Raw genomic sequence first — 14,108 nt, forward strand, 5'->3', positions numbered from 1 at the left:
TACAGCAACCTGAAGGATGAGTCATCTGCTGCAATCGTAAAATGATAGCGGAGTATCAATCTGTCTTTTTGTATATTGGTATGATAAATGAAAAGAACAAAAAAATAGTATTGAGCATTTAAAATAATGAAAAGGGAGCAGCAACAATTACAGGTGTCATCCCTAATACGAAGTGCTATGTGCAGGATTCTGGTTCTTGTTACATTTTTATTGAGTTCATGTCATGGAAGATCCGATAAAGTTTCAAAGATTGCTGATACAACCGGAACAGAAATAAGGGCTTTTGAAGGACATAGTAAAGAAGTATCCTGTGAAAGACTGGTGTCGGATTTAGTCCGTTCCAGTAATGCTACCGCATTTAAGCATTTTGGTGATACAACGGTAAGGATCCGAATAGCTTCTATGACTCCTGACAAAGCCACAATCAAGCTATACGTTATCCAGGATGTTTCCGAGAATGCGGCGGAAAGGCGACTGACGGAGCAGGCCATAGGCTGGCTGGAATTTTATAGGACAAGCGGCAGGCTTATGGATATCACAAACGATCCTGATCGACGGGAGGAACTACGTTACGACAAAAATACCCTTAAAGGGCACGATATTTTCATCCTATGCAGTCCCGTGGTTGCGGCTGCCAAGCCCGGCACCGATTATGAGTCAAGGGACGTCATGCTCGAAAAAGATATCCGGTTCAACGGTAAATTGAAGCGATTTTTCACCCTTGCCGAGTTTGAACAGGTCTATGGCCAACCCGATAGCGTCAGACTGCTGAAGGATGAGGCGCCCTGTGTTACCATCTTTGGTACAGAAGCGCCGGACGATAAATACCTGTATAAGAACGGTTCACGTTTTGAATCCAGTAAGGACAGTGTAGCGATGGATGAATACTGGTTCCTGAACGGAAATTTTATCACGTACAAAGGCATCAAGATAGATGAAGGGACAACCATGGACGATATACAACAACTGTTTCCTGCCGCTGTAAGAGGAAGGTTGGGCCTTGATAAAGAGGGCGAACTGTGGGTCGTTAAGCTAAAGAGCGATGTTACTTATGGGCACATCAAACTGTTTTTTAAAAACGACAGGGTTTATTTTATGCATTGGTGGTTACCCTGTTAAACCTAACTTAGAAAAAAATGAAGAGACTAACTGTACTTTTTTTGATACCGCCATTTTTCCTCGTGTCTTGTGGTAACAAAACGCAAAAGGAAACCAGGGTAGCACAGCCAAAAACGGAATCCGCCATCAACGATACCGTTCCTTCAGATACTCATGAAGAGGTTCCCTCTGCTGCAATCCGTTTGTTGAAAACGCTTCCTGTCCGGGATTTGCCGATTACAGACAGTACGCGCTTTGACGATTTTGAAAAGATAGGCATTCCGGATAACGGATTTTTAAAGCGAATTCAATTTAATCCTGAACATACAGATGCGAAAAATTTCAGGTTGAACTACACCATACCTTTTTCCGAAAACTTTACCTCGCTGGTGATCACCTATCAGAGCGGCGAGCACGAACTGTTTACCACATTGATTACCCTGAGTAAAGAAGACAAAATAATCGACAGTCTGGAGATCGCTTATGACGAGATAGCTGAGTCTGCGTTTGCGAAATCGAGTAGCATTGAAAAGAACAAAATAATAATAACGGACTGGAACTGGATGACTGGTGAACCCCATGTCGATGAACGTAGAACCTACGCTGTGCAACAGAATGGTAAATTTGAAATACAGCTAACTGAGACAGATTAATACCGACTTGTAAATGAAATATTGGAAAATCATTTTCTTGAGCTTTATTATCGGGTGCATTATGGTACTATCAGGATTGGTAGTGTTGCATTCCCAACAGGTACGACATCACCCCGCAAGTGATATGGTTGGTCTAGCCTATGGGCTGTCGATAGCATTTAATATCGTGCTGGCTTTTGGTTCGCTACCTGTTGTGACACTGAAAAGCAGGAAAACGCCAAAGCTGTGGCAGACCATAGCGTTATTGTTCGCTTTGCCGTTGGTATTGAAGCTTTTATGTTCAGGGAAACATATATTGCGCATTATGGATTTTAGCAGCTTTGGTTTCTATAATAGGGTTGATAAACAGGGATGAAACAACTAGCTATAAAAAACATTACGACCATGCAATTAGAATTATTCATAACAAAAAGACTTTTCAAGGATTATATTAATTCATTTCTTGAAGACAATAACCTTACATTATTTTTTGAGTTAAAGAATAACCAATATTTATACACGACACACTTAACCAATGATAAATTAGAAGAAAAGAATCTTGTTGTCGGTATAGGGACGAGTAATATGGTAAGCTCATTAAAGGATGACTCTGTTTTAGATAATTTGGACCCTATGAGTTTGGTGTTTGTAAATTATAGAACTCCATCTGATCCTGACAAGTTGGTAAATTTTACAGTTTATTGGAAAACAACTAATAAAGATGCTCGTAAAGTTGGAAATATGATAAAGAAATCAATAAGTAAAAAGTTTAATAAGGGAGTAGAAGTAGTTGATAAAACCTATGTTGAATATAATAGGTATTTAAATGAATATTATTGGTCAAATGATATTCTAACTTTTAAAGAAAGACTATATAAATCAGGAGGGATCATCCAAGTTCAACCTATTTAGAGATGGGATGTTCTCTGCCTTGGTTCGTGTCCGGACGAACCGGAATAAGACATGCGCTTGGAAAACATATTCCTCCAATAAAAAAAGACTTTAAATATATCGATAAATAGACGATAATAATTTAGGAATTACCCAGATCCATTTCAGAAACGGGATTTCGATGGCAAACAGTGATCTACTGAGTGAATGTGGATTTGTGGCTTATTTTCCGACAGAAGATATTCTTCTACTCGAAGGAGGTCATACCACTGAGCCAGCTTCGATCTGTCAACAGGTCAAGGGACTTACGATGCAGGAAATCCCGAATTGATGACGACCTCTCTGGCTGGAAAATATCGGTTGAACAAGGTGTTTGAAGGGCAAGAATGTTTTTATCATTTCATTCAGGAAAAGAAAAACGGTAAATTTCAGAAAGTAGCGGGACTTAATGAAATTTTTGAAAAGAAAACCAACAAGTGGCTTTGCGTAATTGAAGGGGAATTCTGGACGGACGATCATACACTCTATTTTGGACTGGTGACGCAATATAATGAGGCCGGTAATGAATATGATTATTACAGGCTAAAAATTAGCTAGAAAGATTGAGTTTCAAACAGTAGCAATTCAATATGTGGTTAAAAAGGATTAAATTAGATAGTAACATATAATATAACCGATGAAAGAGCTAATCCATTCCATCTTTGGGGTTTTGATTATAATATCCCTCCATTCTTGTTCTCTTGCTACAAAAGAAGATCAGCACCCCGATATTCCTACATTGGAAGAATTGGTCAGGACGAAAAAAGTGATACAGGTAGAAGCATTGGATCCGACAGTTATGCATACGGTAAAAATGTTAGATGATTCGCTTTATTATTCGAAAAAACAGCTTCATTTTTTTCAGGACTCAAACAATAAAGAACCCCAAAAGAATGCAGCCGAATACCGTATCGGAAACGAGTTTCAGCTAAAAAACCTCTTTAATGGTAAAACATATGTGGCGGATACGGTCAGTTCCGACTCAAAGATTTTAATGGATAAAAATCGGAATATAATTGCAGGCGGTTTTCTATATGCTGCACCTGACTATGCTGTTAAGCAGAAGATCGATAGCGCAGCATCGGAAAAAGGATTTACCGAGATCGGAGAAGTGGCAGTAGAACTAAAAAATGAGCTACCCGAATTTGATGAAAGTATTGTTTACCAATGGACCAATGGACGGCTTCCCAATTTTGATAAGATCTATTACTATGAATTGGATGGACAAAAGTTCAAAAGCTTCGACAGTGAATGTTACCGGATCAATAGTAACCCAAACTATTTTTATAATGCACGTTTTGGAATATTGAGGATGAAGTAGCATTTCAAAGGATTTATGAAAAGTAACAGGGATTGGTAAAAACAAAAATGGCAATTAAAAGCTAGAAGAATGAAAATATACAATGCACTTCCGGAAGGAAACGAAATGGCAAGTCTGGAACCTGCAAGGTTCTTTAATCTTGGCATAGAACAGGTGGAGCAGATAATCGAATGGATGAAAGATGCCAAAGGACCAACTCAGCCGCTTTTGGTTCATCTGGACGTATTATTGCTATTGTCTGAAAGATATCCCTCCGTAGCCGAGGACAGGATATACAAACTAGATCTGGAAAATATCAGGACAATATTTTTAGCTTGGCATGAACGCAATAGCGCTAAAATACCAGCCAAATTCCGTGAAGAAATAAAGGAATCGGGGATTAAGATTCTCGAAGGTTTAAAAAAATACTGGAAACCGTAATTTAAAAGAGAAAACTCCCATTGAAAGCGCAATTAATAGATAGGGCAGAAAAAAGGAAATTTGATTTACAAACAGGAGCAGTTATCAGCATCATGTTACATTAAAATGAATATGCTTTTATAAGGGTAATTGCAAAAAAAAAATTGAGGAGAAGTGATTGAAGCGCTCAATTGATTTTTTGGAGGACTAAAAATATAGCGTAGACCAATGGGAGATTTCAAAGAAAATATCAAACCGTTCTTTTGGGTAGAAAACATAAGCAGTACGTCCGTATGCCTGAATACAGGTTCATTTAAGCCGGAGATTTTCGAAACAAGAGCAGATGAAGGCTTTGAAGGAAACGGTTATGACTGGACATCCTTAGCAAAAGTATTTTTGGATGAGCGGTATGCTGATCTGACGGATAAAGTCAAATTTGATCCTGAAGCCGCTATGTTCTGTGCGTATTCTTCAGATCCCGATGCGCTGAAAACTTTTATAATCGCATTTAAAGAAGCTTGCGAAAACGAAACTTTAATACAGGATGTATTTTCAAGAGCTGAATTAGATTAAAGCACCTTAGATGCTACACAAAAGATATTGGAAAATTAAAAATGAATCGCCGAATAAATACTAACAACAGTAAGACACCCATCATTTCGAAGGTAGATAACGTGATTCTTAAATGGTTAAAGGAAATCATAAAATCTTGGGTTGAGTATATAAGTAGCTCATCTTCACTAAAAAAATTTTTACAATGAACTATTATATTTTATCTAATAACTATCGATTACAAACCACCTTTACCTCTGATGGTGTTTTAGCAGAAGGGTATGATCAGAAAAATCCTTTTCCTCCCATGAAATATTCCTGGACAAAACCGAGAGATTTAAACCGTGTTTATCCATCGGAATTAAATTATATTTTTAAGGGAGGCATTTTTAAACTGGATTACGCAAGTTTTTGGGATGGCTACATTGTTAGCAGAGAATTTAAAGAATTAATAGATATCTTGCGGTGCCCTGTATACAAATCAGTCCGCCTGAATGTACTCAACATAAAAGGGGAACGGATTTCTAATGAGGGCGAGTATTTTTTCCTTGATATGCGTCATTCCGTTCAGGATGTTGTGGATTATCCAAAGTCATTGTTCTTTTTAAATGAAGATATGATAAAAATGAGAGGGTTGACCATCGAACAGGTTAAAAGTACAGGAGACTATTTTGGAAATATTAAAGCTTATGAAAAAATAGCCCTAAAGGAGGAAAAGGTAGATTTTAACATCTTTAAGTTAAAAGATATCGCGGTTCACGATCTCGTTTGTGATGAAGAATGTTATTTAAAAATTCGAAACAGTTTTGACCGTGTCAAATGTATCAATCTTACCGACCTAAAAGAGTACAATGAAAGATTTGGATGGAGTAATTAATTCGAATGGCTTAAAAACGTGTTTTTGAGAGAGTGTAACTTTAACTGTGTCACTGGATAAACGGATAAAAAACAATAGATTCGTAAATCCGAGTGACAAATGAAAGAGAAAGAACCATTTGACTTTGAGCGCTTCAAACAGGAAGCGATGGAAGGTTTGTACGCCGGCAAGAAGGCCGGCGGCATTGACGGAGTTTTCGCACCACTGATGAAACATCTGCTGGAATCGATGCTGGACGGCGAGCTGTTGGTTCAAATCTTACAACCCAAAGGTTCGAATTCCGTATCAGCAGGTTCAAAAAGCCTTAGAGAAATCCGGGGATTTGGTCGTTTTTTCCGCGACGTTTCTACCCCGGCAAACAAAATGGCCGGCTATGGGTTATTCTATGAAAAACTAAATGAGAAGCTTTCTTTTTATCTTAGCCTTGGTCCTGTTAGTTGGTTGGGGAATCGGTGTATTTTTTTATGCATTGAAGGGTTTATTCAACATCGTTGTTGTTTTAGCCGCCATTGCGTTCATTATTGCCATTTTCAATAGGCCTCGAAGAACTTGATTTACGCCTGAGCTGTCGGACCACCAAAATTCATGGGAAACGGCGGTTCATCGTGCGCATCGATTTTGCCATTCGCGGATTCGTATTTGGCAATATTGTCATCCAACGCGTGCAGTAACCGTTTGGCATGTTCGGGAGTAAGGATTATTCTTGATTTAACTTTCGCCTTTGGGATACCGGGCATCACTCGTATAAAATCGAGCACAAATTCCGTATTGGAGTGGGTGATAATAGCCAAGTTAGAGTAGGTACCTTCGGCCACATCCTCAGCGAGCTCGATATTTAATTGATTTTCATTCTTGTCTGCCATTATTCGTTTTCTTGATCCGTATACTTTATATTGGGACTCGGAAGCATTTCACTTTTCGCAAATGTGCGAAGAAATTTTCGATTATCGATTATTTAACTCCATCCCTTATAACGGTGCCTTATTTTTAAGTATTCCATTCGGAATGCATCAAAAAAAATAGTCACCACTAAAAGTGCGGCCGGTACAAAAAAAGAGTAGTGTCGATAATGTTGGAAACAGAACGCGCCGAGTATGCCGCCGATTAGAAAAAACAGCACAATACTTCCTTGTAAAATCAGCCGTTCGCTTAACCCTTTATTCAACCGAAAATTTGCACGAATAACGCTGGACAGCGATATTCCTAAATCCGTCATTAATCCGGTCAGATGCGTGGTACGCACTACCGACTTGGAGATCATTGTTACCAGTGCATTTTGCATACCCATTACAAACAACAAACTGCCGGCAAAATAAGGAGCCTGTCCCGTATATTCGTCAGATGATGCCCCATAGTAAGCAACAAAGCAGAGGACACTAAGTTCAATAAAAAGCGGAATCGTATACACGTATCGCCTATGTTTACCCATAAATCCGATATACCATCCTGAAAACGTGGCACCGAATAAAAACAGAAGTAGCCATCCCAAAGCAACGAATGCTTCCTTCACATCCCCGCTCTCGAGGTCTATGGCCAACAACGCCGCATGCCCCGTAACGTTGGTCGTCAGGATCGAAAACGCCAATAACCCAGCCACATTGACAAAACCGGCCGTAAGGCAAAGCAATATCGCCAAGCGAAGATTATGGGCATATGTCCGTTTTGGACCGGTATGGCGCAGCATAATGGCAATATACTACTCCGTTTATTATTTTGCAAATGACCGGAAATCGTGCCCGGATTTGATAGCCAGCAACGTTTCGTATATCAGGCGGATAACATTGTCGACATCCTCCTTGTGGATCATTTCAACAGTGGTGTGCATATAACGTAACGGCAGTGATATCAGCACGGAAGGTACGCCCTCATTCGAATAAGCAAATGCATCGGTATCAGTACCTGTCCAGCGTGAAGAAGCCTGCCGCTGGAAAGGGATTTCTTTTTTCAATGCCGTATCGATCAGCAGTTTGTTGAAGTTAATCTGTACAGAAGGTGCATATGATACTACTGGACCTTTGCCACACGCCAGATCACCCTGCGTAATCTTGTTAATCATCGGCGTTTGCGTGTCGTGGGTTACATCTGTCACGATAGCCAGATTGGGTTTGATGCGGTGTGCAATCATTTCTGCTCCCCGCAAACCGATTTCCTCCTGAACCGAATTAACAATGTACAAGCCGAAGGGTAATTTTTTCTTAGTTTCTTTGAGCAATCGTGCGACTTCGGCGATCATGAATCCCCCTGCCCTATTATCGAGCGCGCGACCCACGTAATAACGGTCATTCAACACCATAAATTGGTCCTCGTATGTCACCACAGAACCAACATGGACCCCAAGCGCTTCTACTTCCTCCTTGCTGGTACAGCCACAGTCTAAAAAGATATTCTTTAATGTCGGAGCTTCCTCTTTCTCGCCAGAGCGCGTATGTATGGCCGGCCATCCGAACACAGCTTTTACCACGCCTTTGTCCGTGTGGATATCTACACGTTTAGAAGGCGCTATCTGATGATCTGAGCCGCCATTTCGGATGACGTAAATCAGCCCGTCTTTCGTAATATAATTCACAAACCACGATATTTCATCCGCATGTGCCTCAATAACCACCTTAAACTCGGCATTGGGATTGATGACGGCAACAGCCGTCCCGTAGTGATCGGTAAAGGTGTCGTCTACATAGGGTTTCAGGTAGTCTAACCACAAACGCTGCCCACTCCATTCAAAACCAGTGGGAGAAGGGTTGTTTATATACCGCTCAAAAAAATTAAGCGATTTGGGAGTGACGACAGGAATATGCTTTTTCTCTTCTTTTTTTGCCTTTGCCATGTTATTTTTGACTATGAAGTTGTGAACAAAATCGGCGACGTACAAATCTATGAAATATTTGTGGGTATGGAAGCCCCGGTTGCCGAGCAAACTCAACGGCTTATGAAGAAAAGAATATTCAAATTACTTGTCAAGGTCAACAACAAACTCTTGCCGAGTTATACCGGCAAAGATCCGGCTACACTTACCAAGGGGCAGCAAGCCATCTTAGGGTTCCGTTATTGGGCGCTGATCAATTCACTTTAATTTACTTCAGCACTTCCCGCGCGATTACCAGTTTTTGGATTTCCGAGGTGCCCTCGCCGATGGTGCATAACTTGGAATCGCGGTAATACTTCTCGACCGGAAAATCCTTGGTGTACCCGTAGCCGCCAAAAATCTGTACCGCTTCGGTAGCGCATCGCACGGCTACTTCCGACGCGTAATATTTGGCCATTGCGGAATTCTTGGTTACATCCTCCCCGCGGTTCTTCAATGCGCAAGCCTGCCGGATCAATAACTCCGCGGCTTCAACCTCGGTAGCCATGTCTGCCAACTTAAATGATATTCCTTGGAAATTAGCGATCGGCTGCCCGAATTGGTGGCGCTCCTTTGCATATTTGGTTGCTGCGGCTAATGCACCCTTAGCAATACCCAACGCTAATGCGGCGATGGAAATACGTCCTCCATCCAATACCTTCATCGCTTGCCTGAATCCATCACCTTCTTCGCCGAGCAGATTTTCTCGGGGTACCCGACAATTATCAAAGATGAGCTCCGTTGTCTCTGAAGCCCGCATACCCAGTTTATTCTCCTTTTTTCCGTGCGTAAACCCCGGTGTACCTTTTTTAATCACTAAGGCCGACACGCCGTGGGAACGGGCCTTTTCACCCGTGCGCACCATCACCACGGCAATATCGCCGCTTTTACCGTGGGTAATCCAATTCTTCGCCCCGTTTACCACGTATTCATCACCATCCAATACCGCCGCGGTGCCCATACGCAGCGCATCAGATCCGGTGTTTGCTTCGGTAAGTGCCCATGCACCTATCCATTCAGCGGTAGCAAGCTTCGGTAACCAGCGCTGCTTCTGTTCGTCATTACCGAATGCCAGGATGTGTCCGGAGCATAACGAATTATGGGCGGCCAACGAAAGACCTACCGACCCGCAAACACGCGCTACCTCGACAATAACATCGACATATTCATCATAACCCAATCCCGCTCCACCATACTCCTCCGGCACGAGAACCCCCATAAGACCTAGCTGTCCCATGGCTTTGAATGTATCGACGGGAAAAACTTGCGCTTCATCCCATTCCATTACATGTGGACAGACCTGTTTTTCCACAAATTCGCGAACCATCTGTCGCATCATTTCGCGGTTTTCATCCCCCATTGTTGTCAATTCAGTGTGCATAACCAATTGGTTTTTCACAATTATAAGCAAAGCGAATAGCAATAACAACCAAACAAAATATCGCATAATATAGAATAAAATGGTTTTTAGTATGAATTTCTATTCGGTTAATTCGTCTTGCCCGCATTTTTCAATTTTAATGTACAATAAAATATTTTTTAAAAAATCTACACCTAATTCATTGCAAAACCTACCTTTGGAAGAAACATAAGCACGCTAAAAAAGTACGGAAATGAAGCACACGATCGCATTGGGACTTTTGTCTGTCCTCTTCTTGGTATCGGGCCCGGCAGTCGCTGAAAAACCCCCACGCAAAGAGAAAGATTCTTTTTCATACAAACAGGAAGTCTTTCTGAAATTCAACCTCAAGCCAGGAGATCAATATCGCTTTTCTTCTGTGGTAAAGCAACACATTGTCCAAGAAGCAATGGGTCAGCAAATAACCACCACGCAAGATATCGCAACAGATTACATCTACGATGTCAAATCCGTGGAAGAGGGCGTCACAACAATCAATGTTACATTCAGCGCCGTAAAAATGGACACAGATGTTGCAGGTATGCAGCAGCTATCATACGACTCAGCCAATCCCGATGCCGGAACGAACGAACTGAAGGTAATGTCCAACTTAATAGGCAAATCATTCCTGATGTATATCAACGAAGAGGGGAGTGTGAAAAAAGTGGAAGGTCTTGCCGAAATCATCGGCGGTGTGGAAGGTCCGCAATCCGAATTGCTTAAGCAAAGTTTCGGCGATTCGTCCATGATCCAGAACATGAGTCAAATCACAAATATCTACCCAAATCAAAAGGTAAATATCGGCGACACATGGGTAAAGACTTTTTCCGGCCCTATCGCGGGCATGATGCAATCGGAAGCCACGTCCAACTTTGCACTTTCACAAGTAACGGGTGACGTTGCCGTATTGGAAGTAGATGGCCAGATGAAGTTTTCGAAACTCACCGGCGGCGGCAACCCAATGTTGCAAGGCGCAGAATTCAACCTCAACGGCACACAGCAGGGTACCATGGAAGTGGATATTGCGTCGGGCTTACCCGTTCAAACCAAGCTGAAGCAAGATATCAGCGGGAGTTTAGAAATTCAGGGCATGCAAATACCGATGTCTATCGTCTCGGACATCACCATCACGGGCCAAAAGCTGTAACTTGCCTTAACTTCGCGGGTGTTGCAAGCATCCCCCGTTGCTTTTTAGCCGTAGCTCACCAAGCTACTGATATGCGGGCTGAATGCATGGAGCTGTTCCCGACCCTTAAGGAAATCCAGGCTGATGATAAAAGCATAGCCGGCTATGCTCCCCCCTAGCTTCTGGATGAGTTTGCTGGTAGCGATTACCGTGCCGCCAGTGGCCAGCAAGTCATCATGGACAAGTACCCGCGCCCCTGCCGCAAAAGCGTCTTCATGGATTTCAATCGTAGCATTGCCGTATTCCAGGGTGTATTCTTGTTTGACCGTATGATAGGGCAGTTTACCCACTTTCCGTATCGGAACAAATGGCTTTCCCAACCGCTGGGCTAGTGTCAGACCAAATAGAAAACCCCGGCTTTCAATACCCGCCACCACATCGATCGGATTCGCGGGTAGGCTCGCTAGTAAACCGTCCACAACCGCCCCGCATAGCTTCGGGTCTTTAAGGATTGGCGTAATATCTTTAAAGACAACTCCTTGCTTAGGGAAATCAGGAATGTCCCGGATGACGGATTTGAGTTGCTGATCAATCATTGGATACTGTTAAATAAGGCACAATTTTACGAAAAATACGCTTATCCATGATGACGATATCCAATAAATCGGTGAGCGATTGGTAGGGACCATGTTGTTTACGATACTGTACAATAGCATTGGCCAGTTTATGGCTGATAAAGGGATGGCTCCGCAGATGATCGTAGTCGGCGGAATTTACAGCTATTTTCTTTACTTTTCCCGTATCGACGTATACTTGAGTCTTCACCCCATCAAACCGCAAGGAGTCAAACCCATACACGTCCATCAACTGCGAGATATTGTGGAAGCCACCCAAAAGATCCCTGAATCGAACGATACGGGACGCAAACACTGGCCCGATACCAGGCAGGAATTGTAGTTCAAGTGAATCCGCTGTGTTCAGGTCAAGGAATAATGTACTCCTTTCCTCGCGCTCAACTACCGCGTTACCATCTCTATCAGACGAACGGCCCGGTGTTGCAGGGCTGGGGGCATGGATTTCCTCGATATCGATATACGCCGCGAGACGGGCATAGTCAGCTTCATTGATTGCATAAATCTTTTTGAAGTCTTCTTTCTTTCGGAATTGCCCGCCCTTTGCCTCATAATTCTTGATCATCCGTATCTGCCTATCGGAAAGCCCCAGCCGTTTCCAATCCACAACAGCAAGCCCGTTTGGATCAAACCTGAAATACTCGACTTCCACCATCGGCGTTTCCGGAATTGAAACAGGCTTTTTGTTACCCACCGCTGATCTACGCGCATCAACAGTAGCCAGAAAATGATCAATATCAGCAATTTGTGCCGACAAATCGCTACCGTCATTGTTATCCCGTAAAGCATATATACGAGGAATCAGCCATAGCATCAACAAGAACACACTTAATAGGCAAATGCCATTTAGTTCCCTGCGACTAAAAGCAAAATACTTTTCAAACCATTTATACATCTCATTTCCTAAGGTTCTGGCATTCAAAGATAACAAAAAAAACCTGGTGGGCGTTTTACCCACCAGGTCAGCACTATCTTTCCAGAGCAAATCAATGCTATGCTACATACTCATCAGTTTGTGAGAGTAATTCTTTGTGGTTGCTCGCTTTTGCTCGTGTCTTGGTTTTATGTTTGTTAATTTGCCTACGTAACGATTCGACTGCGAGGTCTGTGGCTTCTTCAAAGGATTTAGCCTGTGCCTTTGCAAATAATTGGTTACCCGGAATATTAAGTTTGAATTCCGTTACCTTGTTTGCTTCATCTTCTACATTTTCCACCTTGAGATAACACTCCCCGTCTATGATTTGATCAAAGAACTGATCGAGTTTGTTCACCCGCTTCTGGATGAATTGGATTAACTTTTTGTCTGCATCAAAACGAATAGATTGCACAATAATATTCATGTTTCCTCCTTTTTTTAAGCCTTTGGATGGGCTTGTTTATAAATCGATTTAAGCCGTTCGGCCGAATTGTGCGTATACACCTGGGTGGCAGCTAGCCCAGCGTGCCCTAGTAATTCCTTAATCGCGTTCAGGTCTGCCCCGTTATCGAGCAGCGCAGTAGCGAAAGTATGCCGCAGCACATGCGGGCTTTTTTTTCGCTGCGAAGATATAATACTAAGGTAATGTGTTACGATGTCATAGATCAATTTGGGATAAGCATTCTTCCCTTCTTTAGTAACGATAAGATGGGTCGAATTGTTGTCAAAATGCTGTGCTTTTTTTTCACTGATATAATGTTGGAGCAGCACGATCAACGCTTTGTTCAACGGTACGAGTCTTTCCTTGTTCCGCTTACCAAAGATAAGGATATTCCCATTGTAAAAATCGATATGTTCATCACGGATTTGCAATAACTCTGAAAGCCTGATACCTGTACCGAACAACAGCTCCAAAACCGTTTTGTCCCGCAGGCCTTCAAATGTATCAGCAAAAACATTTTCCGCATCCAGCAGTAACGACAATTTTTCTTTATCTACAATTACCGGAAGTTTCTTCGGTGTCTTCAATGCCTTTACCAATGCAAAGGGATTCTGCAGCACCGCGCCTTCGCGCATAAGAAATTTATAATAGGTACGGAGTGCGGCGAGGCTTCGATTGATTGTTGCTGGGCTGCGCCCACGTTCAAATCGCGTGGCCAAATACGCCCTTGCTTGGCGGTGTGTCACTTTATCAACACCGGTATCTAGTGCTGTTAAATAATCAACAAATTGTTGCACTTCATGACCATAGGCGGTAAGTGTATGTTCAGAAAAGCGCTTTTCATACGCGATAAAACGAATAAACCGGTCTACAAACATAGAAAACTATCCATATATTCTACATGCTGAATATACGGATAGTTTTCCGATGCTACAAATAAAT

Annotated in this window: 20 protein-coding genes and 1 pseudogene; 13 read left to right on the forward strand and 8 right to left on the reverse strand. The window is 42.2% G+C overall.

Features of this window, described 5'->3' with window-relative positions; translation table 11 throughout:
• The first annotated feature begins 402 nt into the window (after positions 1-402).
• The 11 genes and pseudogenes from IEV98_RS12070 (at position 403) to IEV98_RS24720 (ending at position 6,362) form a co-directional block, all read left to right on the forward strand.
• Positions 403-1,119 carry a hypothetical protein gene (locus IEV98_RS12070; RefSeq protein WP_188506266.1) on the forward strand — a complete coding sequence of 239 codons (717 nt, stop codon included), beginning with the start codon at positions 403-405 and terminating at the stop codon, positions 1,117-1,119.
• Positions 1,120-1,136: 17 nt separating this feature from the next.
• The gene (locus IEV98_RS12075; protein ID WP_188506267.1) at positions 1,137-1,751 is read left to right on the forward strand and encodes a hypothetical protein; all 615 of its coding nucleotides are present in this window, start codon (positions 1,137-1,139) and stop codon (positions 1,749-1,751) included.
• 351 nt (positions 1,752-2,102) lie between these two features.
• Entirely contained in the window at positions 2,103-2,642 is a 540-nt protein-coding gene (locus tag IEV98_RS12080) for a hypothetical protein (protein ID WP_229738718.1), read from the forward strand.
• Positions 2,643-2,802: 160 nt separating this feature from the next.
• A complete protein-coding gene (locus IEV98_RS12085) occupies positions 2,803-2,952 on the forward strand; it encodes a hypothetical protein (RefSeq protein WP_188506269.1) in 150 nt (49 codons plus the stop codon).
• On the forward strand, positions 2,952-3,218 hold the full coding sequence (locus IEV98_RS12090) for a hypothetical protein (RefSeq protein WP_188506270.1): 267 nt from the start codon (positions 2,952-2,954) through the stop codon (positions 3,216-3,218). The genes IEV98_RS12085 and IEV98_RS12090 overlap by 1 nt, the downstream gene beginning before the upstream one ends.
• Positions 3,219-3,297: 79 nt before the next feature.
• On the forward strand, positions 3,298-3,981 hold the full coding sequence (locus IEV98_RS12095; RefSeq protein ID WP_188506271.1) for a hypothetical protein: 684 nt from the start codon (positions 3,298-3,300) through the stop codon (positions 3,979-3,981).
• A 69-nt stretch (positions 3,982-4,050) separates the two neighbouring features.
• Positions 4,051-4,401, forward strand: coding sequence for a hypothetical protein (locus tag IEV98_RS12100; protein ID WP_188506272.1), 351 nt, complete (start codon positions 4,051-4,053; stop codon positions 4,399-4,401).
• A gap of 207 nt (positions 4,402-4,608) precedes the next feature.
• A complete protein-coding gene (locus tag IEV98_RS12105; RefSeq protein ID WP_188506273.1) occupies positions 4,609-4,953 on the forward strand; it encodes an immunity 51 family protein in 345 nt (114 codons plus the stop codon).
• A gap of 184 nt (positions 4,954-5,137) precedes the next feature.
• Complete coding sequence (locus tag IEV98_RS12110; RefSeq protein WP_188506274.1) at positions 5,138-5,809, forward strand: Imm43 family immunity protein; 672 nt, start codon at positions 5,138-5,140, stop codon at positions 5,807-5,809.
• A 99-nt stretch (positions 5,810-5,908) separates the two neighbouring features.
• Positions 5,909-6,085, forward strand: a pseudogene (locus IEV98_RS24780) (IS256 family transposase); the annotation flags it as partial.
• A gap of 121 nt (positions 6,086-6,206) precedes the next feature.
• Entirely contained in the window at positions 6,207-6,362 is a 156-nt protein-coding gene (locus IEV98_RS24720) for a DUF5670 family protein (RefSeq protein WP_353130580.1), read from the forward strand.
• Position 6,363: 1 nt separating this feature from the next.
• Here IEV98_RS24720 and IEV98_RS12120 read toward each other — a convergent pair whose 3' ends face one another.
• The 3 genes from IEV98_RS12120 to IEV98_RS12130 form a co-directional block, all read right to left on the reverse strand.
• Positions 6,364-6,672, reverse strand: a complete 309-nt coding sequence (locus tag IEV98_RS12120) for a DUF3467 domain-containing protein (protein ID WP_188506276.1) — start codon at positions 6,670-6,672, stop codon at positions 6,364-6,366.
• A 92-nt stretch (positions 6,673-6,764) separates the two neighbouring features.
• On the reverse strand, positions 6,765-7,493 hold the full coding sequence (locus IEV98_RS12125; protein ID WP_188506277.1) for a YoaK family protein: 729 nt from the start codon (positions 7,491-7,493) through the stop codon (positions 6,765-6,767).
• Between the two features lie 24 nt (positions 7,494-7,517).
• Positions 7,518-8,633, reverse strand: a complete 1,116-nt coding sequence (locus IEV98_RS12130) for a M42 family metallopeptidase (RefSeq protein ID WP_188506278.1) — start codon at positions 8,631-8,633, stop codon at positions 7,518-7,520.
• A 102-nt stretch (positions 8,634-8,735) separates the two neighbouring features.
• On the opposite strand from IEV98_RS12130, the gene IEV98_RS12135 reads away from it, so the two are divergent.
• Complete coding sequence (locus IEV98_RS12135) at positions 8,736-8,879, forward strand: hypothetical protein (protein WP_188506279.1); 144 nt, start codon at positions 8,736-8,738, stop codon at positions 8,877-8,879.
• Position 8,880: 1 nt separating this feature from the next.
• On the opposite strand, the gene IEV98_RS12140 is transcribed toward IEV98_RS12135, so the two are convergent.
• The gene (locus tag IEV98_RS12140) at positions 8,881-10,032 is read right to left on the reverse strand and encodes an acyl-CoA dehydrogenase (RefSeq protein ID WP_188506280.1); all 1,152 of its coding nucleotides are present in this window, start codon (positions 10,030-10,032) and stop codon (positions 8,881-8,883) included.
• Positions 10,033-10,264: 232 nt separating this feature from the next.
• Between IEV98_RS12140 and IEV98_RS12145 the strand changes: the two genes are divergently transcribed.
• Positions 10,265-11,197: a DUF6263 family protein gene (locus IEV98_RS12145; protein ID WP_188506281.1), complete on the forward strand. Its 933-nt coding sequence runs from the start codon at positions 10,265-10,267 to the stop codon at positions 11,195-11,197.
• Positions 11,198-11,241: 44 nt separating this feature from the next.
• On the opposite strand, the gene IEV98_RS12150 is transcribed toward IEV98_RS12145, so the two are convergent.
• From IEV98_RS12150 to IEV98_RS12165, 4 genes are all read right to left on the reverse strand, one after another.
• Positions 11,242-11,772 (reverse strand): adenine phosphoribosyltransferase, encoded by a 531-nt coding sequence (locus IEV98_RS12150; protein WP_188506282.1) that lies wholly within the window; start codon positions 11,770-11,772, stop codon positions 11,242-11,244.
• A complete protein-coding gene (locus tag IEV98_RS12155; RefSeq protein WP_229738719.1) occupies positions 11,765-12,703 on the reverse strand; it encodes a helix-hairpin-helix domain-containing protein in 939 nt (312 codons plus the stop codon). Before IEV98_RS12155 ends, IEV98_RS12150 begins: the two co-directional genes overlap by 8 nt.
• A gap of 97 nt (positions 12,704-12,800) precedes the next feature.
• Positions 12,801-13,148: a ribosome hibernation-promoting factor, HPF/YfiA family gene (gene hpf, locus IEV98_RS12160; protein WP_188506284.1), complete on the reverse strand. Its 348-nt coding sequence runs from the start codon at positions 13,146-13,148 to the stop codon at positions 12,801-12,803.
• Positions 13,149-13,162: 14 nt separating this feature from the next.
• On the reverse strand, positions 13,163-14,044 hold the full coding sequence (locus IEV98_RS12165; RefSeq protein ID WP_188506285.1) for a tyrosine-type recombinase/integrase: 882 nt from the start codon (positions 14,042-14,044) through the stop codon (positions 13,163-13,165).
• Positions 14,045-14,108: the final 64 nt, after the last annotated feature.

Origin of the sequence: Parapedobacter pyrenivorans, from assembly GCF_014636865.1 — a bacterium.
In the GTDB taxonomy this organism is placed as follows: Bacteria; Bacteroidota; Bacteroidia; order Sphingobacteriales; family Sphingobacteriaceae; genus Parapedobacter; species Parapedobacter pyrenivorans.

Bases quoted from the DNA above. Each gene is read 5' to 3' on its own strand.
- IEV98_RS12070 (WP_188506266.1), top strand. From the start codon at position 403: ATGACTCCTGACAAAGCCACAATCAAGCTATACGTTATCCAGGATGTT.
- IEV98_RS12075 (WP_188506267.1), top strand. From the start codon at position 1,137: ATGAAGAGACTAACTGTACTTTTTTTGATACCGCCATTTTTCCTCGTG.
- IEV98_RS12080 (WP_229738718.1), top strand. From the start codon at position 2,103: ATGAAACAACTAGCTATAAAAAACATTACGACCATGCAATTAGAATTA.
- IEV98_RS12085 (WP_188506269.1), top strand. From the start codon at position 2,803: ATGGCAAACAGTGATCTACTGAGTGAATGTGGATTTGTGGCTTATTTT.
- IEV98_RS12090 (WP_188506270.1), top strand. From the start codon at position 2,952: ATGACGACCTCTCTGGCTGGAAAATATCGGTTGAACAAGGTGTTTGAA.
- IEV98_RS12095 (WP_188506271.1), top strand. From the start codon at position 3,298: ATGAAAGAGCTAATCCATTCCATCTTTGGGGTTTTGATTATAATATCC.
- IEV98_RS12100 (WP_188506272.1), top strand. From the start codon at position 4,051: ATGAAAATATACAATGCACTTCCGGAAGGAAACGAAATGGCAAGTCTG.
- IEV98_RS12105 (WP_188506273.1), top strand. From the start codon at position 4,609: ATGGGAGATTTCAAAGAAAATATCAAACCGTTCTTTTGGGTAGAAAAC.
- IEV98_RS12110 (WP_188506274.1), top strand. From the start codon at position 5,138: ATGAACTATTATATTTTATCTAATAACTATCGATTACAAACCACCTTT.
- IEV98_RS24720 (WP_353130580.1), top strand. From the start codon at position 6,207: ATGAGAAGCTTTCTTTTTATCTTAGCCTTGGTCCTGTTAGTTGGTTGG.
- IEV98_RS12120 (WP_188506276.1), bottom strand. From the start codon at position 6,672: ATGGCAGACAAGAATGAAAATCAATTAAATATCGAGCTCGCTGAGGAT.
- IEV98_RS12125 (WP_188506277.1), bottom strand. From the start codon at position 7,493: ATGCTGCGCCATACCGGTCCAAAACGGACATATGCCCATAATCTTCGC.
- IEV98_RS12130 (WP_188506278.1), bottom strand. From the start codon at position 8,633: ATGGCAAAGGCAAAAAAAGAAGAGAAAAAGCATATTCCTGTCGTCACT.
- IEV98_RS12135 (WP_188506279.1), top strand. From the start codon at position 8,736: ATGAAGAAAAGAATATTCAAATTACTTGTCAAGGTCAACAACAAACTC.
- IEV98_RS12140 (WP_188506280.1), bottom strand. From the start codon at position 10,032: ATGCACACTGAATTGACAACAATGGGGGATGAAAACCGCGAAATGATG.
- IEV98_RS12145 (WP_188506281.1), top strand. From the start codon at position 10,265: ATGAAGCACACGATCGCATTGGGACTTTTGTCTGTCCTCTTCTTGGTA.
- IEV98_RS12150 (WP_188506282.1), bottom strand. From the start codon at position 11,772: ATGATTGATCAGCAACTCAAATCCGTCATCCGGGACATTCCTGATTTC.
- IEV98_RS12155 (WP_229738719.1), bottom strand. From the start codon at position 12,703: ATGTATAAATGGTTTGAAAAGTATTTTGCTTTTAGTCGCAGGGAACTA.
- hpf (WP_188506284.1), bottom strand. From the start codon at position 13,148: ATGAATATTATTGTGCAATCTATTCGTTTTGATGCAGACAAAAAGTTA.
- IEV98_RS12165 (WP_188506285.1), bottom strand. From the start codon at position 14,044: ATGTTTGTAGACCGGTTTATTCGTTTTATCGCGTATGAAAAGCGCTTT.